Below are 23,355 nucleotides of genomic sequence, written 5' to 3' on the forward strand. Positions count from 1 at the left end.
AGTCAAACGAGCAACAGGTCGTATCTTCGTTGCGCAGTTAGCCATCCTCAATCGGATTTATCGGATTGCGTCAATAATTCGTAAAGAAATATAACCTTTAATTATCAATCCATTAAATGCGAAGAATGCAAATAGTTAAGCAATAACACGGTCTTACCGTCTCGTATCTCGCCCGTTTTAATCATCTCCAGCGCCCGGGTAAAGGGAAGCTCCAGCACGTCGATCTCTTCATCTTCGACGCCGCCACCCGCATTTGCGCGCTGGCTGTCACTGTACTCAGCAATAAAGAAATGGATCAGTTCCGTGACGCCGCCGGGGGACATATACAGCTCAAATAATTTACGCACTTCGCCGACGGCATAGCCGGTTTCTTCAATGGCCTCTTTGCGGATACAGGCTTCCGGCTCATCGTTGTCGAGCAGTCCGGCGCAGGTTTCAATGAGCTGTCCGCTTTCATTGCCGTTAACCCAGGTCGCGACGCGGAACTGACGGATCAGCACCACCGTTTTTTTCTCAGCGTTATACAGCAGAATGGTCGCGCCGTTGCCGCGGTCGTACACTTCGCGCTTGTGACGAATCACCTCGCCGCTTGAGCGGGTCAGATCGTAGGTGATATTGCGCAGGATGAAATAGTTATCAGAAAGGATTTTGTCTTTAACGAGGGTAATTTTTTGCGACATACCGGCTCCACAGCGTAAGGTGAGAAAACATACTACGCCGCGGATCCGGATTTGTCTGCGTGGGATTACGCTGAATTATGTGCGATGCCGGACGACGCTGAGCGTCTTATCCGACATCAGGAGTGCGAAGTCGACGCCTGCTTACCCCCCCCATCAGGCACAGGGACTATTCCCCCAGCCAGTCGATAATCCCCTGCGCGGCATGACGCCCTTCGGCCATCGCGGTCACCACCAGATCTGCGCCGCGTACCGCATCACCACCGGCGAAGATTTTCGGGTTAGTGGTCTGGTAGCGGTAGGCGCTTTCAACGTTTGCCGCTATGCGTCCCCAGCTGTCCACCTTCACGCCGTGGGTTTCCAGCCACGGCATGCCGTGCGGATGAAAACCAAACGCCATGATCACCGCGTCCGCGGGCATCACAAACTCGCTGTCGGCGATGGGTACCGGACGGCGGCGGCCCTGGGCGTCCGGCTCGCCAAGCTCGGTACGCAGGAAGCGCACGCCGCAAACCCGGCCTTCGGCATTCAGTTCCAGCTCAACAGGCTGAACGTTAAATTCAAAATTAGCCCCCTCTTCGCGCGCGTTCTTCACCTCTTTCTTCGAGCCGGGCATATTGGCTTCGTCGCGACGGTAGGCGCAGGTCACTTTGCTTGCGCCGTGACGCAGCGCGGTACGCACGCAGTCCATGGCCGTATCTCCCCCGCCAAGCACCACGACGTTTAACCCGGCGGTATTGATGTACGGTTCATCCGGGTGTTCATCCAGCCCCATCAGCTGTTTGGTGTTGGCAATAAGGAACGGCAACGCGTCATACACGCCCGGCGCATCTTCGTTAGGTAAGTCGGCTTTCATCGAACGGTAGGTCCCTACGCCGACAAACACCGCGTCGTATTCGTCCAGTAGCGTCTCCAGCCTGACGTCGCGACCTACTTCGCAGTTCAGCTCGAAATGAATTCCCATTGCGCTGAAGATTTCCCGGCGGCGCGCCAGCAGCGATTTGTCGAGTTTAAACGCCGGAATGCCGAAGGTCAGCAGCCCGCCGATCTCCGGATGCCTGTCGAAAACCGTGGCGCTGATGCCGTGACGCGCCAGCACGTCCGCACAGGCCAGGCCCGCCGGACCCGCGCCGATAATCGCCACCCGTTTATCACTTTGCCGTACGTCGCTGAGGTCCGGTCGCCAGCCGTTTGCCAGCGCGCGATCGGATATGTAACGTTCAATATTGCCAATGGTCACCGCGCCATATTCGTCCCGCACCGTACAGGCCCCTTCACAGAGACGATCCTGAGGACAAACACGCCCGGTGATTTCCGGCAAGCAGTTGGTTTGATGAGAGAGTTCTACCGCCGCATCAATGTCGCCAGCCTTCACCCGTTCAATCCACTGCGGAATGTGATTGTGCAACGGGCAGGTCCACTCACAAATGCTGTGCTCGCCGCATTTCAGGCAGCGCGACGCTTCCTGCTTTGCCTGCGCGCTGCGAAACGGCAGGTAGATTTCATCAAAGCCGGTTTTGCGCGCGTCAATGGCCAGCTTATCCGGCTCACCGCGCGCAGGCGTGGCGCGCATCTGCTCGATTTTGCTGATACCCGGCGATGTTTGTCCTCCTGTTTCCGCATGCCAGGGCTGGATTTCCTGGCGCGCGGTACGCAGTCGTCGCGCTTTCGCCAGGCGGGCTAAGCTCCCTTCCGTCACCAGTTGCAGCGCGTCCGCCGGGCAGTTTTCCACACAGGCCGGTCCGTTTTCGCGCCCTGCGCAAAGATCGCACTTGTGAGCGGTCGCGTTAACCTGATCTTTCGCGACCGGCGTCAGGATAATCTGCATCGCGCCAAACGGGCATGCCACCACGCAGGATTTACAGCCAATACATTTTTGCGCATTGACCTGTACGCTATCGTTAATATGGCTGATGGCGCCGTTCGGGCAACTGCGGGCGCAAGGAGCATCCTCGCAGTGGTGACAGGTGACGGCACTGCGCTGATGCTGGTGCTTGATGACCGCGATCCGGGGCCGGTAATGTTGTTGACTCAGGACGTGTTGCTCATCATTGTGGGCCATAACGCAAGCCACTTCGCAGGCATGGCATCCCAGGCACTGTTGGCTGTTGGCCATAATAAAACGGTTCATGGCGACCTTCTTTTTTGGTTGTAAAAACCTTATTCTTTACGTGTTATTACCGACTAAGCAGGGCGTCGGCAATGTTCATCTGCCCAGGAAGCACAACTATTTCTACAGAACCTGAAGCAGATCAATTTATTTCAGCTTCAATGAAACTGCGTTTCATCCTGAACACGGTTAAAGGAACTCACGCCAGTGATCGTCAAACGTCCCGTCTCGGCCAGCCTGGCCCGGGCCTTTTTTTACATTGTTCTGCTGTCGATTCTGTCCACCGGCGTAGCGCTGTTAACGCTGGCGAGCAGCCTGCGCGATGCCGAGGCGATTAACGTCGCCGGTTCGCTGCGCATGCAGAGCTACCGGCTGGGTTACGATCTGCAAAGCCGCAGTTCGCAGTTGACCGCCCATCGCCAGCTTTTCCAGCAGGCGTTGAACTCTCCCGCCCTCAGCAATCTGAACGCCTGGTACGTGCCGCAGGCGGTAAAAAGCCGCTACGGGCAACTGCACGCCAATTGGCTGGAGATGAATAAGCGGCTGATTGACGGCGATTTACCCTGGTATCAGGCCAACATTAATGCCTATGTCGATAAGATCGATCTGTTCGTATTGGCGTTACAGCACTACGCCGAACGCAAGGTCATGCTGGTTGTCGGCACGTCGCTGGCGGGCGGCATCGGTATCTTTACCCTTGTTTTTTTCACCCTGCGACGTATTCGCCATCAGGTAGTACGTCCGTTAAGTCAGTTGGTGATGGCCAGCCAGCGTATTGAACACGGCCAGTTCGATTCCCCTCCGCTGGAAACCCATCTGCCGAACGAACTGGGGTTGCTGGCGAAAACCTTCAACCAGATGTCGAGCGAGCTGCACAAGTTGTACCGTTCGCTTGAAGCCAGCGTGGAGGAAAAAACCCGCGACCTGCACGAGTCCAGACGTCGCCTTGAGGTGCTTTACCAGTGTTCGCAAGCGCTGAATACCAGCCAGATTGACGTTCACTGTTTTCGTCATATCCTGCAAATTGTGCGCGAAAACGAAGCCGCCCAGTTTCTGGAACTGACCGTTGGCGAGAACTGGCGCATCAGCGAAGGCGAAAAACAAGCCGAATTGCCGATGCAGATCCTGCCGGTCACGATGCAGGACACGGTTTACGGTGAACTGCACTGGCAGAGCCAGAACGTGAACAGCGCAATCCCCCTGTTGAACAGCGTCTCAACGATGCTTGGGCGCGGCTTGTACTTTAACCAGGCGCAAAAGCATTTCCAGCAGCTGTTGTTGATGGAGGAACGAGCCACTATCGCCCGCGAACTGCACGACTCGCTTGCGCAGGTGCTCTCTTATTTGCGCATCCAACTGACGCTGCTGAAGCGTTCGATTCCGGAAGATAACGCCCCTGCGCAGTCAATCATGGATGACTTCTCCCGGGCGCTGAATGATGCATACCGCCAGTTACGTGAACTGCTGACGACCTTCCGCCTGACGCTGCAGCAGGCCGATCTCCCCTCCGCGTTGCATGAGATGCTGGAAACCCTGCAAGCTCAGACGCCCGCGAAACTGACGCTGGACTGCCGCCTGCCGACGCTGGCGCTTGACGCGCAGATGCAGGTGCATTTACTGCAAATTATTCGCGAAGCGGTTCTTAACGCGATGAAGCACGCGAATGCCAGTGAAATCGCCGTCAGCTGCGTGACCGCGCCGGATGGCGATCATACGGTCTATATTCGCGATAACGGCGTGGGCATTGGCGAACCGGATGAACCGGCAGGGCATTACGGCCTGAATATTATGCGGGAACGTGCGGAACGGCTTGGCGGCACGCTGAGTTTTTCTCAACCGTCCGGCGGCGGCACGTTAGTGAGCATTAGCTTTCGTTCGACAGATTCGCAAGACGATACCGCACATCTGACGTAGAATTTCACAAAACCGGACGTAAGCGCGCAGGAAGCTGACAAACGCCGCAAAGAGGCATGATAATTTACATTATCTCCTTTTTTTCTCCACGTTTGGTTTGTGCCTTGCCGCTACAGTGAAGCACATCACACCGATAAGTTATCAAGAAAAATGAGGTCCTCTTTCTGATGGCGAATTTCTTTATCGATCGCCCCATTTTTGCCTGGGTGCTGGCTATCCTGTTGTGCCTGACAGGAACCCTGGCTATTTTTTCTTTGCCTATTGAGCAGTATCCGGACCTTGCGCCGCCCAACGTGCGCATCACCGCTAACTATCCGGGCGCATCCGCGCAAACGCTTGAGAACACCGTTACCCAGGTCATTGAGCAGAACATGACCGGCCTCGACAATTTGATGTACATGTCATCACAAAGCAGCGGGACCGGCCAGGCCTCGGTGACGCTGAGCTTTGTCGCCGGAACCGATCCGGATGAGGCGGTTCAGCAGGTGCAAAACCAGCTGCAGTCGGCCATGCGTAAGCTGCCGCAGGCAGTGCAGAATCAGGGCGTAACCGTGCGTAAAACCGGGGACACCAACATTCTGACTATCGCCTTCGTCTCCACCGACGGCTCAATGGATAAGCAGGACATCGCGGACTACGTCGCCAGTAATATCCAGGACCCGCTAAGCCGGGTTAACGGCGTGGGCGATATTGATGCTTACGGTTCGCCATATTCAATGCGTATCTGGCTGGATCCCGCCAAACTCAACAGCTACCAGATGACCGCGAAAGATGTGACCGACGCCATTGAATCGCAAAACGCGCAGATTGCGGTGGGTCAGCTCGGCGGTACGCCTTCCATTGATACTCAGGCGCTGAACGCCACCATTAACGCCCAGTCGCTACTGCAAACCCCCGAACAGTTCCGCGCCATTACGCTGCGGGTGAATCAGGATGGCTCGGAAGTGACGCTGGGAGACGTCGCCACCGTCGAAATGGGGGCGGAAAAGTATGATTATCTGAGCCGCTTTAACGGCCATGCGGCCTCCGGGCTGGGGGTAAAACTGGCCTCTGGCGCGAATGAAATGGCGACGGCGACCCAGGTGCTCGCGCGGCTGGATGAACTGGCGCAGTATTTTCCGCACGGGCTGGAATACAAGGTCGCCTATGAAACCACCTCCTTCGTGAAGGCCTCAATCGAAGATGTGGTGAAAACGCTGCTGGAGGCCATCGCGCTGGTGTTCCTCGTGATGTATCTGTTCCTGCAAAATTTCCGCGCCACACTGATCCCCACCATCGCCGTACCGGTGGTGTTGATGGGGACCTTCTCGGTACTTTACGCCTTTGGCTACAGTATCAATACCCTGACGATGTTCGCGATGGTGCTGGCTATCGGTCTGCTGGTCGATGATGCCATTGTGGTGGTGGAGAACGTCGAACGCATCATGAGCGAAGAGGGACTTTCCCCGCGCGAAGCGACGCGTAAGTCGATGGGACAAATTCAGGGGGCGCTGGTCGGTATCGCGATGGTGCTCTCGGCGGTATTTGTGCCAATGGCATTCTTCGGCGGCACGACCGGGGCGATCTACCGCCAGTTCTCCATTACGATTGTCGCGGCGATGGTGCTGTCGGTGCTGGTGGCGATGATCCTCACCCCTGCCCTGTGCGCCACGCTGCTAAAACCGCTGCATAAAGGGGAGCATCACGGGCAGACTGGCTTCTTCGGCTGGTTTAACCGCACCTTTAACCGTAACGCCGAGCGCTACGAAAAAGGCGTGGCGAAGATCCTTCACCGCAGCCTGCGCTGGATGTTGATTTACGTGCTGCTGCTCGGGGGAATGGTGGTGCTGTTTCTGCGTCTGCCGACCTCCTTCCTGCCGCTCGAGGATCGTGGGATGTTCATCACCTCGGTGCAGTTGCCGAGCGGTTCCACGCAGCAACAAACCCTGAAAGTGGTACAGCAGGTCGAAAAATACTTCTTTACCCACGAAAAAGAGAACGTCCAGTCCGTGTTTGCCACCGTCGGCTCCGGCCCCGGCGGCAACGGCCAGAACGTGGCGCGAATGTTTATTCGTTTAAAAGACTGGGACGAGCGCAACACCACGACCGGCACATCGTTTGCCATTATCGAGCGCGCGACCAAAGCGTTTAACCAGATTAAAGAGGCGCGGGTGTTTGCCAGCAGCCCGCCGGCTATCAGCGGCCTGGGCAGCTCTGCGGGTTTCGACATGGAGTTGCAGGATCACGCCGGGGCCGGTCACGATGCCCTGATGGCCGCGCGCGACCAGTTGTTGCGGCTTGCGGCGAGCGACAACCAGTTGACTCGCGTACGCCACAACGGTCTGGACGACAGCCCGCAGTTGCAGATCGATATCGACCAGCGCAAAGCTCAGGCGCTAGGCGTCTCTATTGATGACATCAACGATACGTTACAAACGGCCTGGGGGTCGAGCTACGTCAACGACTTTATGGACCGCGGGCGCGTAAAAAAGGTGTATGTTCAGGCGGCGGCGAAATACCGTATGCTGCCGGAAGACATCAATCTGTGGTACGTGCGCAACAACAGCGGCGGCATGGTGCCCTTCTCGGCCTTCGCCACCTCGCGCTGGGAAACGGGCTCGCCGCGACTGGAGCGCTATAATGGCTACTCCGCCGTTGAAATCGTCGGCGAGGCGGCGCCTGGCGTCAGTACCGGTACGGCGATGGACGTGATGGAGTCGCTGGTACGCCAGCTTCCAACCGGATTTGGGCTTGAGTGGACCGCGATGTCGTATCAGGAACGGCTGTCCGGCGCACAGGCGCCCGCCCTTTACGCCATTTCGCTGCTGGTGGTATTCCTGTGCCTGGCGGCGCTGTATGAAAGCTGGTCTGTGCCGTTCTCGGTGATGCTGGTGGTGCCGCTGGGGGTGATTGGCGCCCTGCTCGCCACCTGGATGCGCGGTCTGGAAAACGATGTCTATTTCCAGGTAGGACTGTTGACGGTGATTGGTTTGTCAGCGAAAAACGCCATTCTTATTGTGGAATTCGCCAATGAGATGAACGAAAAAGGACACGATCTGCTGGAGGCCACGCTGCATGCCTGTCGCCAGCGCTTGCGACCTATCCTGATGACCTCGCTGGCCTTTATCTTCGGCGTACTGCCGATGGCGATCAGCAACGGCGCAGGCTCGGGGGGTCAGCATGCGGTCGGTACCGGCGTGATGGGCGGGATGATCTCGGCGACAATTCTGGCTATCTACTTCGTACCGCTGTTTTTCGTGCTGGTGCGCCGACGCTTCCCGTTGAAGCCGCGTCCGGAATAAACAAACAAAAAGGCGACCTGCCAACGGGTCGCCTTTTCAGTGTGATGCGTCTCACACGATCTGTTCTGTTATTTGGATGCCTTTCCAGAATTTTATTTACGAAGCATAACTTCGATAAAGTCTTTCCAGTTCCCCAGTTCACGTTCAATCATAACGACCTCTGCTTCTTATTATGGGTATTCTACAAAACACCTTCACGCCGGGTGAAGTTAAATTAGCCGATTGCTGCGATTACATCCTCCGGGGAGACCGTGAAGTGATGTAAACATCATGGCGCTGAACCCATAAATTTTATGTGACTTACTGCAATATTTTGAAACAATCATACCTTATTATCGGCAGCGTTTATTTTGATTAAAAAACAGCCGGATGCAAGAGGTAAATTCCGAATCGCGATAAACATCGATCCGGCGCAGATCAGGAGAATTATTATTCACACTCCTTCAACAATGATATATTTTCTGATCACCATTACATGACAAATCATATTATCAGTCACAACATTATTACTGATTAAAAAATCAGTTTACGATAATAAGGATGCAAATGATTACCCTTTACGGCATCAAAAACTGCGATACCATTAAAAAAGCCCGCCGCTGGCTGGAGGCGCAAAACCGGGATTATCGCTTTCATGACTACCGCGTAGACGGCCTGGATCCCGCGCTACTTACTACGTTTATCGAAGAACTGGGCTGGGAAGCGTTGTTGAATACTCGCGGCACCACCTGGCGTAAACTCGATGAAGCCACACGCAATGCCATTACCAATGCCGCAGCAGCCACCGCGTTAATGCTGGAAATGCCGGCAATCATCAAACGCCCATTGCTCTGCGCGCCCGGGAAGCCTATGCTGCTGGGTTTTAGTGAATCCAGTTATCAGCAGTTTTTTGACGAGGTGTAGTCTATGTCGTGCCCGGTTATTGAGCTGACACAGCAGCTTATTCGCCGCCCTTCCCTTAGCCCGGACGATGCGGGATGTCTGGCGTTGATGATTGAACGCCTGCGCGCCATCGGTTTTACCGTTGAGCGTATGGATTTTGCGGATACACAGAATTTTTGGGCATGGCGCGGTCAGGGCGAGACGTTAGCGTTTGCCGGTCACACCGATGTAGTGCCTGCGGGTGATGCCGACCGCTGGATCAACCCGCCCTTCGAACCGACAATTCGTGACGGTATGTTGTTTGGTCGCGGCGCGGCGGATATGAAAGGTTCGCTGGCGGCCATGGTGGTGGCGGCAGAACGTTTCGTTGCGCAGCATCCCAACCACAAAGGACGCCTGGCGTTTCTGATCACCTCCGATGAAGAAGCCAGCGCGAAGAACGGCACCGTCAAGGTGGTGGAAGCGCTGATGGCGCGCAATGAGCGCCTCGACTATTGTCTGGTGGGCGAGCCGTCGAGCACCGAAGTGGTAGGCGACGTCGTCAAAAACGGCCGCCGCGGTTCTCTGACCTGTAACCTGACGATTCATGGCGTGCAAGGACACGTGGCCTATCCGCATCTGGCGGATAACCCGGTGCACCGCGCCGCGCCGATGCTCAACGAACTGGTGGGCATTGAATGGGATCGGGGCAATGATTTCTTCCCGGCCACCAGTATGCAGATCGCCAATATCCAGGCGGGAACCGGCAGCAACAATGTGATCCCCGGCGAGCTGTTTGTGCAGTTTAACTTCCGCTTCAGCACTGAGCTGACCGATGAGATGATCAAAGAGCGGGTTCATGCCCTGCTGGACAAACATCAGTTGCGTTATACCGTCGACTGGTGGCTCTCCGGCCAGCCGTTCCTGACGGCACGCGGGAAGCTGGTGGATGCGGTGGTGAATGCCATTGAGCACTATAATGAAATTAAACCGCAGTTACTGACCACGGGCGGGACATCCGACGGACGATTTATTGCCCGCATGGGGGCGCAGGTGGTGGAGCTCGGCCCGGTGAATGCCACGATTCATAAAATCAATGAATGTGTAAACGCCGCCGATCTGCAACTGCTTGCCCGTATGTATCAACGTATCATGGAACAACTCGTCGCCTGATGATGTTCCGTTAAGAGGTAAAGCGCATGGACTGGCTGGCTAAATATTGGTGGATTCTGGTACTGGTGTTTCTGGTAGGCGTACTGCTGAACGTGATAAAAGATCTCAAGCGCGTCGACCATAAAAAATTTCTCGCCAACAAGCCGGAGCTTCCCCCGCATCGTGATTTCAACGATAAGTGGGATGATGAGGACGACTGGCCGAAGAAAGACCAACCGAAGAAATAACCCCATTACGAACTGAAAGGGGCCGGAAAAGGCGACGTTGCCTTCCGGCCATTTCATCGCCCAGGCGGAAAACATCATTTCGCTTTTTTCCGCTCCTGACTTACATCATCTCGATGATATCGTCATCCTTTGGCGTCCCGCCGCTGAGTGCTTCATCAAAATAGTGCTTCGGCACGGTGTAGCGTAAATGGTCGAGCGCAAACTGCATGCTGCGATCGTCTATCGCATGTCCCAGATCGTCCACGATATCCAGCGTCACGTCGCCGCCCGCACGTTGCAGCGCGTCTTGCGCCGCCACCGCATGGGAAAGCTCAATTACCCGATCTTCACCGCCATGAATCAGATGGATAGTCGTCGCGGTGGTTGCCGTTTCCGGCAAGCTGGCGTAGCGGCCATTGAACGCAATCACGCGGGAAGCCAGGCCTGGCTCAGCCTTGATGCTTTCAAGCGCCATGATCGCCCCCTGCGAAAAACCGATCAGCGCCGTAGCGTTAGCTCCGACGCCGCTCTGCTGTTGCCACTCGCGCACAGTGTCAATAAAGGCAGGCATCACGGCATTTATCCGCGCCTGGCGATTTTCCTCGGTCACCCCGTCCACCGAGAACCATTGCCGTCCCGACGCTGTGCCGCTCGGCTCGATGCCGCCCACGCTCACCACCAGCGCGTCCGGAAAGACGGGTGCAAACCATGAGCCGATCTCGCCCATTGCGACCGGATTATCTCCAACGCCATGAAACAGGAGCAACAGCTGCTGCGCAGGTTTACCCGGACGTTGAACAACAAAATGATCATGTTTCATGGCATTCTCCTTAGCTTAGGGTGTCAATTCTACGCCCCCCAATCGCAATGACCATGCCAGAAAATTGAAGGAGTTAGTGAAAAAATTGCCATTGCACAATGCGATCGCGGTACTGTCGGCAACGTTCATCATCTAACGCGGCAAGCGCCTGCGCCGCCTCGTCCCGTTGTTGCCTCAATAACGCTTTGCGCCCCGAAAGCCTCAGTGCGCCGCACAGCTGCGCGTCACTATGTCGATCCTGTATGCCGCCCCGCAGCGCCGGGAGTGGCAGCGTACAGGAGGCCAACAGGCGGTTCAGACAGCCAAGCGAGGTGAGCAATGGCCGGTGAGCAAAGGCAAAACCAGACAGGGCGCGCCAGTCATCTTCATTAAGCGTAGACGTTTTGAGGGGGTCTACCGGAATCGTCTCGCCATTCCATTGACTAAGGACTTCCGCATCGCGGCGTAAACGCCCATGCTCCTCATTCGCGAGTCGTTTTCCAGCCGCCGTTAACGGCAGTATCGCCATCGCGGCGTAACAGCCGCTGCTGGCTTCTTTGTGATTCCCCATGCGGACCAGAATGAAGCCGCAGCGCTGCCAGAAACGCCAAAGCAGCGGCGTGTAGCCAAAGCTAACGGAAAGGTAGTCACAGGGGGCATCATGGGCCTGGGCAATCAGTTGCTGACCAATACCCTCTCCCTGCCGACCGGGATGAATGGCTATCCGGCTGACACGACGACCGGTCAGCGTGGCGGCCAGCGGATCGCCGCCGTGCGCCGCCAGCGACTGCGCCACGAGATTTCCGCGAGGCCGACGGTAACCCGCCCAGACGGCCTGGCTGAGTTCACCGCTCAGCCCGCCTTCATCCACCAGCCATAGCGCGCCAACGGTTTGTCCGGCGCAGCTTGCCTGAAAAAAATGCTGCCCCGGCGCATCCATCATCCGGCGCAGGTCCAACGGCGAGGTGCGATAGTGCGCGCCGGAAAGCAGCCGGTAAGCCGCCAGCGGTAGCGCCGGGCGCGTTCGCCAGCTTTTTTGCTCAAAAGGGGTGATGGTTACGTCACCCTGCGGCAAAGTGGCAAAATCGTCATCGTCAAATACCAGCGCGTCGCTGACGGTTTTCTCCAGCGGACACCCTTTGGCCCAGCGAACGGGGTGCTGGAGTTCGAAGCGTTGAAGCGTCGGAAAACGGGCGCAAAACTTAAGCAAAAATCCGCGTCCGGTGCCTTCGTAGCCCTGAACGGTGGTGGTCAATAAGACGCGGGGGAAACGCGATACAAGGCGGTGCAGGAGCGGCGCGGGGATCGCGGCCGCTTCGTCCACGATCAGCCAGTCGGCGCGTACGTCGGCTGCCAGCAGCGCATCCGGTGAGTAAAAGCAGAATTTATCGCCAGCAAACTGCGCCAGCACGTCCGTTGCCGCTTTCGCAGGCGCGGTGACGATCGCCGTCCCGGCAATACGCGCAATCAGCTGGCCCGCCAGGGCGGACTTGCCGCGACCGCGGGCGGCGATCGCGGCGGCAATGCCTTCCGGCATCGTTGACAGTTTCGCCAGAAGGGCGGCTTGTTCCGGCAACGGCTCACCGCTGGCAGGCTGCCACGCAGGACGCTGCGGAAAATGCGGGACGGTAAACGGCTGATGTTGCTGCCAGCACAGCGTCTCCCCGTCAGAGAGGAGGACATGGCAGAAATGGCGAACAAAATTGGGCGTCGGGATGGGCTGAGCGCAGTCGCTCCAGCGAAGCGAATCCGCATCCGGTTGCGTGGACCAACGCGCCAGCGGCGGAACCAACAGGACCAGCCAGCTTCCCGCGCGCAGCGTACCGCTTAAGGCTGCGAACGCCGCCGCATCCAGCCCCTGACGCGCATCAAAAACCGCATGACGGAATTCTCGACCCAGCAGGGTTTGCAGCGCCTGCGGCAAACAGCAGGGCGCCGAGGGCGCATCGTCCGAAACCCAGAGCCAGTCGCCGGGAAGCTGTGCCCGCAGGCGCAACGCCTGTTCCCGGCACCAGTCATTCTCGCCGCTCAGCACCAGCAGGCGGCGGATCCCCTCGCGCGCCAACTGCGCGGTGAGCGCATTCAGCGTCATAACGTCGGACATCCCTGCCTCTGCAATCAGAGCGCTTTGCCGAAGGTATTACACTGCGCCGGATCGCCGCTGTCGAAGCCGCGTTTAAACCAGGTGTAGCGCTGTTCAGACGTGCCGTGAGTGAAGCTGTCCGGTACCACGCGTCCCTGGCTTTGTTGCTGCAGACGATCGTCGCCAATGGCTTCGGCGGCATTCAGCGCTTCTTGCAAATCGCCAGCCTCCAGTACGCCCTGCTGCTGCATGTTGTGACCCCAGACGCCCGCAAAGCAGTCAGCCTGCAGTTCCATTCTCACGGAAAGACGGTTAACTTCCGCCTGCGAGGCATTTTGCTGCAGCTGGCGAACTTTTGGCTCAATGCCTAACAGTTTCTGGATATGGTGACCGACTTCATGCGCAATAACGTAGCCCTGAGCGAAATCGCCGTCCGCGCCCAGCTTGTTTTTCATTTCGTCATAGAAGGAAAGATCGATATAGACCGTACCGTCCGCCGGACAGTAGAACGGTCCCATAATGGACTGCCCGGTGCCGCATCCGGTGCGCGTAGCGCCGCGGTACATCACCAGCTTAGGCTGCTGGTAGGTACGCCCCATTTTTTCAAACTGCTGTCCCCAGGTGTCTTCCGTTGTCGCCAGAATCACGGAGGTAAACTTGGCCGCTTCATCGTCGTTTGGACTGATGGAGCGTGAAGATTGTTGCTGCGAAACCGGCTGCCCGGTCATTAAGCCCGTCAGGTCGACCCCATAATAGCCTGCGACCAGAACGACAATCAGCAGGACCAGACCGCCTTTTCCGCTCGGCAAACGAAAACCCGGACCGCCCAGAGACGGGCCGCCGCCAGAACGGCTGCGTCGGTCTTCCACATTGTCACTTTCACGTCGCCCTTGCCAGCGCATAATCACCTCATCTCTCTATTCATTATGATGATGATCGTAGGCGGTTCAGCACAAGATTACCACTGGAAAGCGCAAGCGAGCCGGAGAAAAAGCCCCGGCCCGCTGGGTCTGTTAGTCGAGATTCACGCCCAGACGACGCGCAACGGTTTCGTAGGCTTCAATCAGGCCGCCCAGGCTCTGACGGAAACGGTCCTTGTCCATCTTGTCGAGGGTCTCTTTATCCCACAGACGGCTGCCGTCCGGCGAGAATTCATCACCGAGCACCACTTCACCTTTGTACAGACCAAACTCCAGCTTGAAGTCGACAAGGATCAGACCTGCGTCATCAAACAACTTCTTCAGCACGTCATTGGCTTTGTAGGTCAACTCTTTCATGCGCGCCAGGTTCTCTTTGCTCACCCAGCCGAAGGTTTCGCAGTAAGAATCGTTCACCATCGGATCGTGCATCGCATCGTTTTTCAGAAACAGATCGAACAGTGGCGGATTCAATTCGATGCCTTCTTCAATACCCAGGCGTTTGACCAGAGAGCCAGCAGCACGGTTACGCACCACGCACTCTACCGGCACCATATCCAGTTTTTTTACCAGACATTCGGTGTCTGAGAGCAGGCGCTCCATTTGCGTCGGGATACCGGCCTCTGCCAGTTTGGTCATGATAAAGTGGTTGAACTTGTTGTTCACCATGCCCTTACGATCAAACTGTTCAATGCGCGCGCCATCCCCTGCTGACGTATCATTGCGGAATTCGAGCACCAACAGATCCGGGTTTTCCGTGCTGTATACGGTCTTCGCTTTACCACGATACAACTCAGCTTGCTTTTGCATCTTCAATACTCCTGGGTGTGAATTTGTAGTCGAAACGGGAAACATTATGCCACGCACACGTTTGCGTAGCACGAAAATAAAAAGGGCCGGATTTCTCCAGCCCTGTATTTTTACTTGCTAAACGCTGCCTGGAAGACGGCCACCAGCGCGTCGTTCTGGCTCTGCGTCAGGGTATGCCCCTTCGGATCGATAAACTGCATGCTGCTGCGGTTGTCTAAGTCACCGACCTGCAGCTTATAGTCGCCGGACGCCAGGCCCGGATCGCTTGCGCCCAGCTCACGCCAGTCGCTATCAGACAGCGGTTTGTACGTCACCGCCATGCTGCCCTGAGAGCGGGTGCTGTCGGTTACCTTCATGCCTGCCTTCTCCAGCGCGGCGGGCAGACGCTGCCAGACAACGTTGAACGGACCACGCACGACCAGCATCGGTAAACCGGTCTCATCCGCGGCGCTCTGCACATCCATAGTAGCGGCGGAGCGGTTCTGCGCGGCGTTCGCGGCGTCATTCGCGGTCTTATCAAGACCCGCGGAAATAACGTTCATCATTTCCGCGCTGTAACGTTGCAGTGAAGCGGCGTCAGCAACCGGCTTACCCGCCTGTTCCAGATTAACCAGTTTCACCATCACCGCCTGCTGATAGCCCTGCGGTTTCACCGAAATCTGATAACGGCCACGGTACTGCTGGTCTTCATCAAGACGGTTCCATTCAACCCAGTCGGTTGTCAGGGTCTGGCTGGCGTCGTCACGCTTTTCAATCGTGTAGTTTTTAGACTGAATCACGCTAACGACCTGCGGCCACAGCGTATTACCGCGTCCGTTTTCCACCAGCAGCGTTGCGGTATCGCCAGCAAACTGGGTACGCGCCCCGCTAACCAGCGCCAGCGGCTGAGCAGGCGGACGGATGTCCAGCGCTTTTCCGACAGCGCCGCTGCCGTTGGTCACCGGAATGTTATAGTCACCCGTGGTCACCGGCAGAATCATACCCTCTGGAGCATGGAGTTCAGCAAGCGGTGCGGCATCCAGATAGGATTCATCACCGCTCACCTGGCGCTTGTAGCGCGAATCAGAACTACAGGCAGCGAGCAGCAAAACAAGCGAAACACCCGCAACCCTGGCCAGGCGCGACTTTTGTACTGAGTAAGCCATCAAATCTCCCTAAACTTTACAGCAAACCGGCGTGCTTGAGCGCCGCTTCGACGATGTCACGACCTTTGTCCGTGATCGGCGTCATTGGCAGGCGCAGCGTATCGGTCGCCACAAGGCCCAACGCCTTACATGCCCATTTCACTGGGATCGGGTTGGGTTCGACAAACAGTTTGTTGTGTAACGGCATCAGACGCTGGTTGATCGCCCGCGCTTCGGCAAAACGCCCTTCCGCCGCCAGCTTGCACATTTCCGCCATGTCGCGCGCGGCGACGTTAGAGGTAACGGAGATTACGCCATGACCGCCTAACTGCATAAAGTCCATCGCGGTCGCATCGTCGCCGCTAAGCAGCAGAAAATCGTCAGAAACCCGCTCTTTGATCTGATGAACGCGACTTAAGTTCCCCGTGGCCTCTTTAATGGCGACAATATTTTTCAATTCCGCCAGACGGCCTACGGTTTCCGGCAGCATATCGCAGCCGGTACGGGATGGCACATTATACAGAATTTGTGGCAGGTCAGTATGTTCCGCGATGGCTTTGAAATGCTGGAACAACCCTTCCTGCGTCGGACGGTTATAATACGGCGTCACCGTCAGGCAGCCGACAATTCCGCTGTCATTGAAACGCTGCGTCAGACTAATGGCTTCTGCGGTCGCATTGGCGCCCGTTCCGGCAATCACCGGGATACGGCCATCGGCTAACTCCAGGGTCATCATCACCACGTCGCCATGTTCATCATGGCTCAGCGTAGCGGATTCGCCGGTGGTACCCACAGAAACGATCGCCGAGGTGCCGCTGGCGACATGATAATCAATCAGTTTTTTCAGGCTTGACCGGCAGACATTACCTTTCTCATCCATCGGCGTAACAAGCGCGACAATACTTCCCGTGAACATGGGCCATCCTCTGTGCAAACAAGTGTCTCAATGGTACGTTTGGTACGGTAATAAAAGCAAGTGACCAGAGCCCTTCTGGTTGTTGTATGCCGGTTTTTTTTATGCTTTCCTTATGATTACCCCACCTATCAAAGGAAGAACAGGTTTGACACCTTCATCGCAACATTATTTGGTTATTACTGCGCTGGGTGCCGATCGCCCGGGAATTGTGAACACGATCACCCGTCATGTGAGCAGTTGTGGCTGCAATATTGAAGACAGCCGACTGGCCATGCTGGGTGAGGAGTTTACGTTTATCATGCTGCTGTCCGGTAGCTGGAATGCCATCACCCTGATCGAGTCGACCTTGCCGTTAAAAGGCGCAGAGCTGGATTTATTGATAGTGATGAAGCGCACCACTGCCCGTCCTCGTCCGCCGATGCCCGCCACAGTATGGGTTCAGGTCGATGTGCCGGATTCACCTCATTTAATTGAGCGTTTTACAGCCCTGTTTGATAGCCATCAAATGAACATTGCGGAACTGGTTTCGCGCACGCAACCCGCTGAAAATGAAACGCCTGCGCAGCTGCACGTGCAGATTACGGCGCACAGTCCGGCATCACACGATGCGGAAAATATCGAGCAGGCGTTTAAAGCCCTATGTACAGAACTCAATGCACAAGGCAGTATTAACGTTGTTAATTATTCACAACATGATGAACAGGATGGAGTTAAGTAATGAATCCACTGAAAGCCGGTGACATCGCACCGAAATTTAGCTTGCCGGATCAAGACGGGGAACAAGTAAATTTGACCGACTTCCAGGGACAGCGTGTTCTGGTCTATTTCTATCCGAAAGCCATGACGCCGGGCTGTACCGTTCAGGCCTGCGGCCTACGCGATAACATGGATGAGTTGAAAAAGGCGGGCGTGGATGTGCTGGGTATCAGCACCGACAAACCCGAAAAACTTTCCCGTTTTGCCGAAAAAGAACTGCTGAACTTTACCCTGCTGTCTGACGAAGATCATCAGGTTTGCGAACAGTTTGGCGTCTGGGGTGAGAAATCCTTTATGGGGAAAACCTATGACGGTATTCACCGCATCAGCTTTTTGATCGACGCAGACGGTAAAGTTGAACACGTTTTCGACGACTTCAAAACCAGCAATCACCACGATGTCGTGCTGAACTGGCTGAAAGAAAACGCCTGACCGTTACCGGCCTACAGGCTATCTTTTGTAGGCCGGCTGCCACGCGTTTTACTCAAACGTGCCTTTTACGCACGCTTTTTTGTCCCGCACCATGACTTTGCCTTTCGCCCACAGATGTGTCACTTCCAGCGCTTCATTAAGCACCAGAATATCAGCGTCGCATCCGACCGCTAACCGGCCTTTATGGGCAAGGCCCAGGAATTCGGCCACCGTACGCGTAAGCGGGCACAACGCCTGCTCCAGCGGCAGATGATGAATAGTGACTAACTGGCGCAGCGTCTGTGCCAGCGAGTCGAATCCCGCCACGCCGATGCCGATCAGATTGCCGTTTTCATCAAACTCCGGCTGGCTGCCGTTACCATCTGAACTGAGGGTGAGACGCGACAACGGAACATCATTCTGTAGCGCGGTAACGATCGCCGTGGCGGGATCGACAGGCTCATCAATGCTGCTGGTGATGTCGATATAGCCACCGTCGTGCGCATATTCCAGCGCCGCATGGAACAGCGACTCGGCGCGGTTAACATGTGTTGGCAGGAGTTTTGTGATGGGCACATCGGCATTCGCGAGGATCTCATACAACGGCTCGAGCATCCTGGGGCTACTGCCCATATGAAACACGCTCACGCCCGCTTTCTGCCCCAGTAGTCCGCCGACGCGCGCCTGTGCGGCCATATTGGCCAGCGCGGCGGCGTCCGGGGCAGACGAGCGGTGATCGGAAATCGCGCACTTCACCCCAATGACCTTATCGATCAGCGCCACGTCACGATCGACGCTGCCGGTGAGGGTCGGAGAGGGCAGCGAGTAGGCGCCGGTGAGCATCCACGCGCTGATACCTTCCGTTTCCAGCGCGCGGGTCTTCGCGAGGAGCGACTCCGGATGGCGGGTTATCCCATCAGTCCCCAGTAACCCGACTACGGACGTGATCCCGGCCTCCACCAGCCGCGACAAACGCACTTCCGGCGTGCGGGTATGAGGCCCCGCTTCGCCTCCGCCGCCAATCAGGTGCACATGCTGGTCGATAAAACCCGGGCAGACAACGGCGCCTGCCAGATCAATACACTGGCAGCCAGGAAAATCGCCCGGCGCGATAGTGGGAGCAATCGCCACGATTTTGCCGCTGGCGACGAGAATATCCTGTACGCCAAGATCGTCAGGGGCGTAGACATGTCCACGCTGAAACAGCGTCAGGTTCAGAATTGAACAGTTCATAACCTTCCTTGTTAAACAATAAGTTGCATGACCCAGATCGACACCAGCGCGTTAATCACGCACACGGCGATGATGTGCGGATAATACCGCGGATCGACACCCGATGTCCCGAGGCAGCGTCCGACGTTTTGTACCGGGTTGCCCATCAGGTAGATCGCAGGTAAAAGGACGGTCGCGTCATGCCCCGTCAGCGATCCCGCCACCACCAGGCTCGCGCAAACGCCTACGCCACCGCCCATGCTCATTACCGCAGCCAGCAGTACGGTGGCAGACTCGCCTGGCAAGCCCCAGAGCGCCATCACCGGCTCGCAGACGCGGCCAACGATATCAAGCAGTCCTGTCACCGTCAGCGCCTGGATAATGACAAACGCCATCACCACGTTGGGAAGAAGGCTGGTAGTGGCGATGGTAAAACCGCGCCGCGCGCCGTCGATAAACATATCCATGACATTTTTACGTACCTGCGCGCTCATCTCAGGCCTCCCGTTGCAGACGACGATTTTCCAGCAGCGATATCCACAGCCTTAACAGATTCGCGCCGACAAACTTAAAGACCAGTATCACCGCCAGCGGGGTAATGACCGGCACGGTAATCATGGTGAACAGCGCTGCGCCAGAAGAAAAATAATTGGTTATGCAGGCGCTACCGCTGGTTTGCCAGGTGGCGAAAATCGCGCGCTCCTGCCCGGTAATGAGCCCCTCTTCCGCCATTTCTTTGGTCATCCCTGCCGCAGCGTCGGTATTTTGCAGGTTCGCAATCAACGCCAGCGAGCAAATCCCTGGAATCCCCAGTAAAGGACGCAGAACGGGCGTCATCAACTGTTGGGCGGCGCGCAGGCCACCCAGCCCTTCCGTCACCGAAATAATCCCTAACGACAGAATGACCGACGGCGCGAGTTCGAGGGCGAAAAGAAATCCGTCTTTTGCTCCCGTTCCACCGATCCCGCGAAACGAGAGGGCTTTATCTCCCGCCGCGTTGATCTGACCAAACGTGCCGTTGAGCACGGTAAAATCGAAAACCCGCCACCATTCCGTGCTTTTCGCAAACATCCCTGAAAAAAAGAGAATCGTAATGAAAAAGGCGAGATAACCGCCCCACCCCGGTTTCTGTTGCGTGTGTGTGTTGTGACCCATTTTTTTCTCCTGTCGGTCTTTTCCATGCGTGACAAAAATTCATCACCCGGGTCACGTTAAAGACAAAAAGGACGAAAAACGACAGCGTGGCGGTATATTCAGAAAACATTTAGAGGGGAGAAGCAATCCGGTAACAGAACGTTACCGGATGAAAAGAGTTACGCTGCGTCAACGCGCTGCGCATCAGGCCAGGCATGGACCACCGCTTTAATTAAGGTCGCTAACGGAATCGCGAAGAAAACGCCCCAGAAACCCCACAGGCCGCCAAAAATGACCACGGAGAGAATGATCACCAACGGGTGCAGATTCACCGCTTCAGAGAACAAAACCGGCACCAGCAAGTTTCCGTCAAGCGCCTGGATGATCAAATAGACCGCGAAACAGCTCCAGAACTCGGTCCCCAGACCAAACTGAAACAGCGCCACGCCCACTACCGGGATCGTCACCACGAAGGCGCCGATATAGGGGATAAGAACCGAAAAGCCGACCAGCACCGCCAGCAGTAGCGAATAGTTCAGGCCAAACAGCAGGAAGCCCAGCCAGGTCGCCACACCCACCACCACCATTTCCAGCACTTTCCCGCGGATGTAGTTGGTGATTTGCTGATTCATCTCTTTCCAGACCTGCCCCGCCAGCCCACGGTTGCGCGGTAGCACCCGGCGCACCGCATTCAGCATCTGCTCTTTGTCCTTCAGCAGGAAAAACACCATCAGCGGCACCAGCACCAGATAAACCGCCAGGGTCAGCAGGCCAACCAGAGACGCCAGTGAGTATTTCACTACGGAATCGCCCATCGTCAGCATGCGGGTACGCATGTTTTCCGCCATGGCGTCAATGATGCCCGCGTCCATTAACGCAGGATAACGACGCGGCAATGTCGCGGCGAAATCAGAGAGTTTATTCAACATGCCGGGCATGTCGCGGATCAGGTATATCCCCTGCTGCCAGGCCACCGGCATCACCACAAACGCCATAAGCAGTAAAATGCCTACAAACAGTACCAGCACAATCGACGTCGCCCAGCGGCGTGAACAGCCGATCTTCTCCAGGCGGACGGTCGGCCACTCGAGTAAATAAGCCAGCACGATAGACACCAGCAGCGGAGCCAGTAATCCGCTAAAAAAGAAAAGGATGCCGAAACCGGCAACCAGGATCACCAGCAAAGCAATCGCCTCCGGGTCGCTAAAGCGACGGCGATACCATTGCATCAACATTTCGAGCATAAAACCTTCCCTGAACCTCATTAGCGGGATTGCGATCCCGAATTGTATCGAAATGTCACAAAAAAGACTTCGCTTTTTATGACTGATTCAGGAAACTGAAAAGTCATTTGTGCAGGGTATTCATCCGCAGGTTTCACCGCTACACTGCCCTTGCAGGCAGAGCGGGAACGATACTGCCCGGCATCGGTCAAATGACTATCTCAAAGAAAACAGGACAGAGGTTATGTTCAGGCAGTTTAAGAAAAACCTGGTGGCTACCCTCATTGCCGCACTGACCCTCGGTCAGGCGGCGCCCGCGTTCGCAGACGCTGCGGACTCATTGCCGGACATGGGAACGTCGGCTGCAAGCACCCTTTCCATCGGGCAGGAATTGCAGATGGGCGATTATTATGTGCGCCAGCTGCGCGGCAGCGCGCCGTTGATTAACGACCCGTTGTTGGTTCAGTACATTAACGGACTCGGGATGCGCCTGGTTTCCCATGCCGACTCGGTCAAAACGCCCTTCCATTTCTTTTTGATAAATAACGACGAAATCAACGCATTCGCCTTCTTCGGCGGTAACGTCGTGCTGCACTCCGCGCTGTTTCGCTACTCTGATAATGAAAGCCAACTCGCCTCGGTCATGGCGCACGAAATTTCCCACGTTACCCAACGCCACCTGGCGCGGGCGATGGAAGATCAAAAACGCAGCGCGCCGCTCACCTGGGTTGGCGCACTGGGCTCCATATTATTAGCAATGGCCAGCCCGCAGGCGGGGATGGCGGCGCTCACCGGGACGCTGGCGGGCACGCGTCAGGGAATGATCAGCTTTACCCAGCAGAACGAACAGGAAGCCGACCGTATAGGGATCCAGGTGCTTCAGCGCGCCGGATTCGATCCACAGGCTATGCCGACATTCCTGGAGAAACTGCTCGACCAGGCGCGCTACTCCTCCCGTCCGCCGGAAATCCTGTTAACCCACCCCCTGCCGGAAAGCCGACTTTCTGATGCCCGTAACCGGGCAAACCAGATGCGTCCGGTCGTGGTGCAATCATCGGAAGCGTTCTATTTAGCGAAAGTGCGCACCCTGGGGATGTATAATTCCGGACGCAACCAGTTAACCAGCGATCTGCTGGATGAACTGGCGAAAGGCAACGTCCGCCAGCAGCGCGCCGCGCAATATGGCCGGGCGCTTCAGGCAATGGAAGGCAGTAAATATGATGAAGCGCGCAAAGCGCTCCAGCCGCTGTTATCGGCGGAGCCGGGGAACGCCTGGTATCTGGATCTGGCCACCGACATCGATCTCGGACAGAAGAAAACCCATGACGCGATCGCGCGTCTGAAAAATGCGCGCGATTTGCGGGTGAACCCTGTCCTGCAGCTTAACCTCGCGAACGCGCTGCTGCAGGGTGGACAGGCGCAGGAAGCCGCAACGATCCTCAACCGCTATACGTTTAATTATAAAGACGACAGCAATGGCTGGGATCTTCTTGCCCAGGCGCAAGCTGCGCTGAATCATCGCGATCAAGAGCTTGCGGCCCGCGCGGAAGGCTACGCGCTGGCGGGCCGTCTCGATCAGGCGATCTCATTACTCAGCAGCGCCAGCTCACAGGCGAAGCTGGGCAGCCAGCAGCAGGCGCGTTACGATGCCCGTATCGACCAGTTGCGTCAGCTGCAAGAACGCTTTAAGCCTTACACCAAAATGTAATTATCTGTCCTTTGCCCGGATAGCGATACAAGGAGAAGTC

The 23,355-nt window shown here is 56.4% G+C and carries 21 protein-coding genes; 8 read left to right on the forward strand and 13 right to left on the reverse strand.

Going from position 1 to position 23,355, the window contains the following annotated elements; translation table 11 throughout:
* Positions 1-104: 104 nt before the first annotated feature.
* On the reverse strand, positions 105-680 hold the full coding sequence (gene nudK, locus OOJ60_RS10045) for a GDP-mannose pyrophosphatase NudK (protein ID WP_042290897.1): 576 nt from the start codon (positions 678-680) through the stop codon (positions 105-107).
* Positions 681-846: 166 nt separating this feature from the next.
* On the reverse strand, positions 847-2,808 hold the full coding sequence (aegA, locus tag OOJ60_RS10050; RefSeq protein WP_205612500.1) for a formate-dependent uric acid utilization protein AegA: 1,962 nt from the start codon (positions 2,806-2,808) through the stop codon (positions 847-849).
* A 186-nt stretch (positions 2,809-2,994) separates the two neighbouring features.
* Between aegA and narQ the strand changes: the two genes are divergently transcribed.
* Both narQ and acrD read left to right on the forward strand, forming a co-directional pair.
* The gene (narQ, locus tag OOJ60_RS10055; RefSeq protein WP_042290899.1) at positions 2,995-4,701 is read left to right on the forward strand and encodes a nitrate/nitrite two-component system sensor histidine kinase NarQ; all 1,707 of its coding nucleotides are present in this window, start codon (positions 2,995-2,997) and stop codon (positions 4,699-4,701) included.
* A gap of 167 nt (positions 4,702-4,868) precedes the next feature.
* Positions 4,869-7,982 carry a multidrug efflux RND transporter permease AcrD gene (gene acrD, locus OOJ60_RS10060; RefSeq protein WP_042290900.1) on the forward strand — a complete coding sequence of 1,038 codons (3,114 nt, stop codon included), beginning with the start codon at positions 4,869-4,871 and terminating at the stop codon, positions 7,980-7,982.
* Between the two features lie 92 nt (positions 7,983-8,074).
* On the opposite strand, the gene ypfM is transcribed toward acrD, so the two are convergent.
* A complete protein-coding gene (gene ypfM / locus OOJ60_RS10065; RefSeq protein WP_001386977.1) occupies positions 8,075-8,134 on the reverse strand; it encodes a protein YpfM in 60 nt (19 codons plus the stop codon).
* Between the two features lie 394 nt (positions 8,135-8,528).
* Between ypfM and OOJ60_RS10070 the strand changes: the two genes are divergently transcribed.
* From OOJ60_RS10070 to OOJ60_RS10080, 3 genes are read left to right on the forward strand one after another with little or no spacing between them, the layout of a single operon-like run.
* Positions 8,529-8,885, forward strand: a complete 357-nt coding sequence (locus tag OOJ60_RS10070; protein ID WP_205612501.1) for an ArsC family reductase — start codon at positions 8,529-8,531, stop codon at positions 8,883-8,885.
* A gap of 3 nt (positions 8,886-8,888) precedes the next feature.
* Positions 8,889-10,016: a succinyl-diaminopimelate desuccinylase gene (dapE, locus tag OOJ60_RS10075; protein WP_205612502.1), complete on the forward strand. Its 1,128-nt coding sequence runs from the start codon at positions 8,889-8,891 to the stop codon at positions 10,014-10,016.
* Positions 10,017-10,042: 26 nt separating this feature from the next.
* A complete protein-coding gene (locus OOJ60_RS10080; protein WP_042290905.1) occupies positions 10,043-10,243 on the forward strand; it encodes a YpfN family protein in 201 nt (66 codons plus the stop codon).
* Between the two features lie 100 nt (positions 10,244-10,343).
* Here OOJ60_RS10080 and ypfH read toward each other — a convergent pair whose 3' ends face one another.
* From ypfH to dapA, 6 genes are all read right to left on the reverse strand, one after another.
* Positions 10,344-11,042 carry an esterase gene (gene ypfH / locus OOJ60_RS10085; protein ID WP_042290906.1) on the reverse strand — a complete coding sequence of 233 codons (699 nt, stop codon included), beginning with the start codon at positions 11,040-11,042 and terminating at the stop codon, positions 10,344-10,346.
* 73 nt (positions 11,043-11,115) lie between these two features.
* Positions 11,116-13,125 (reverse strand): tRNA(Met) cytidine acetyltransferase TmcA, encoded by a 2,010-nt coding sequence (locus OOJ60_RS10090; RefSeq protein ID WP_205612503.1) that lies wholly within the window; start codon positions 13,123-13,125, stop codon positions 11,116-11,118.
* Between the two features lie 14 nt (positions 13,126-13,139).
* Complete coding sequence (gene ypfJ / locus OOJ60_RS10095; RefSeq protein WP_181822769.1) at positions 13,140-14,006, reverse strand: KPN_02809 family neutral zinc metallopeptidase; 867 nt, start codon at positions 14,004-14,006, stop codon at positions 13,140-13,142.
* Between the two features lie 111 nt (positions 14,007-14,117).
* Positions 14,118-14,831 carry a phosphoribosylaminoimidazolesuccinocarboxamide synthase gene (purC, locus tag OOJ60_RS10100; protein WP_042290911.1) on the reverse strand — a complete coding sequence of 238 codons (714 nt, stop codon included), beginning with the start codon at positions 14,829-14,831 and terminating at the stop codon, positions 14,118-14,120.
* Positions 14,832-14,941: 110 nt separating this feature from the next.
* A complete protein-coding gene (gene bamC, locus OOJ60_RS10105) occupies positions 14,942-15,976 on the reverse strand; it encodes an outer membrane protein assembly factor BamC (protein WP_205612504.1) in 1,035 nt (344 codons plus the stop codon).
* Between the two features lie 16 nt (positions 15,977-15,992).
* On the reverse strand, positions 15,993-16,871 hold the full coding sequence (gene dapA / locus OOJ60_RS10110) for a 4-hydroxy-tetrahydrodipicolinate synthase (protein WP_181822768.1): 879 nt from the start codon (positions 16,869-16,871) through the stop codon (positions 15,993-15,995).
* Positions 16,872-17,016: 145 nt separating this feature from the next.
* Here dapA and OOJ60_RS10115 point away from each other — a divergent pair, with 145 nt between their 5' ends.
* Together OOJ60_RS10115 and bcp are read left to right on the forward strand one after the other, a co-directional pair.
* Entirely contained in the window at positions 17,017-17,589 is a 573-nt protein-coding gene (locus OOJ60_RS10115) for a glycine cleavage system transcriptional repressor (RefSeq protein ID WP_042290914.1), read from the forward strand.
* Complete coding sequence (gene bcp, locus OOJ60_RS10120; protein ID WP_012906615.1) at positions 17,589-18,059, forward strand: thioredoxin-dependent thiol peroxidase; 471 nt, start codon at positions 17,589-17,591, stop codon at positions 18,057-18,059. Before OOJ60_RS10115 ends, bcp begins: the two co-directional genes overlap by 1 nt.
* A 48-nt stretch (positions 18,060-18,107) precedes the next feature.
* Here the strand turns inward: bcp and iadA are convergent, their stop codons facing one another.
* The 4 genes from iadA to OOJ60_RS10140 all read right to left on the reverse strand — a co-directional run bounded on the left by iadA (position 18,108) and on the right by OOJ60_RS10140 (position 21,628).
* Entirely contained in the window at positions 18,108-19,271 is a 1,164-nt protein-coding gene (gene iadA, locus OOJ60_RS10125; protein ID WP_200035801.1) for a beta-aspartyl-peptidase, read from the reverse strand.
* Positions 19,272-19,282: 11 nt separating this feature from the next.
* A complete protein-coding gene (locus tag OOJ60_RS10130; RefSeq protein WP_205612505.1) occupies positions 19,283-19,744 on the reverse strand; it encodes a YjiG family protein in 462 nt (153 codons plus the stop codon).
* Between the two features lies 1 nt (position 19,745).
* Entirely contained in the window at positions 19,746-20,405 is a 660-nt protein-coding gene (locus OOJ60_RS10135; RefSeq protein WP_042290919.1) for a nucleoside recognition domain-containing protein, read from the reverse strand.
* A gap of 158 nt (positions 20,406-20,563) precedes the next feature.
* Complete coding sequence (locus OOJ60_RS10140) at positions 20,564-21,628, reverse strand: AI-2E family transporter (protein ID WP_042290921.1); 1,065 nt, start codon at positions 21,626-21,628, stop codon at positions 20,564-20,566.
* Between the two features lie 223 nt (positions 21,629-21,851).
* Between OOJ60_RS10140 and bepA the strand changes: the two genes are divergently transcribed.
* The gene (bepA, locus tag OOJ60_RS10145; RefSeq protein WP_060570523.1) at positions 21,852-23,315 is read left to right on the forward strand and encodes a beta-barrel assembly-enhancing protease; all 1,464 of its coding nucleotides are present in this window, start codon (positions 21,852-21,854) and stop codon (positions 23,313-23,315) included.
* Positions 23,316-23,355: the final 40 nt, after the last annotated feature.

Source organism: Citrobacter sp. R4, assembly GCF_026719175.1.
GTDB lineage: Bacteria > Pseudomonadota > Gammaproteobacteria > Enterobacterales > Enterobacteriaceae > Citrobacter_A > Citrobacter_A sedlakii.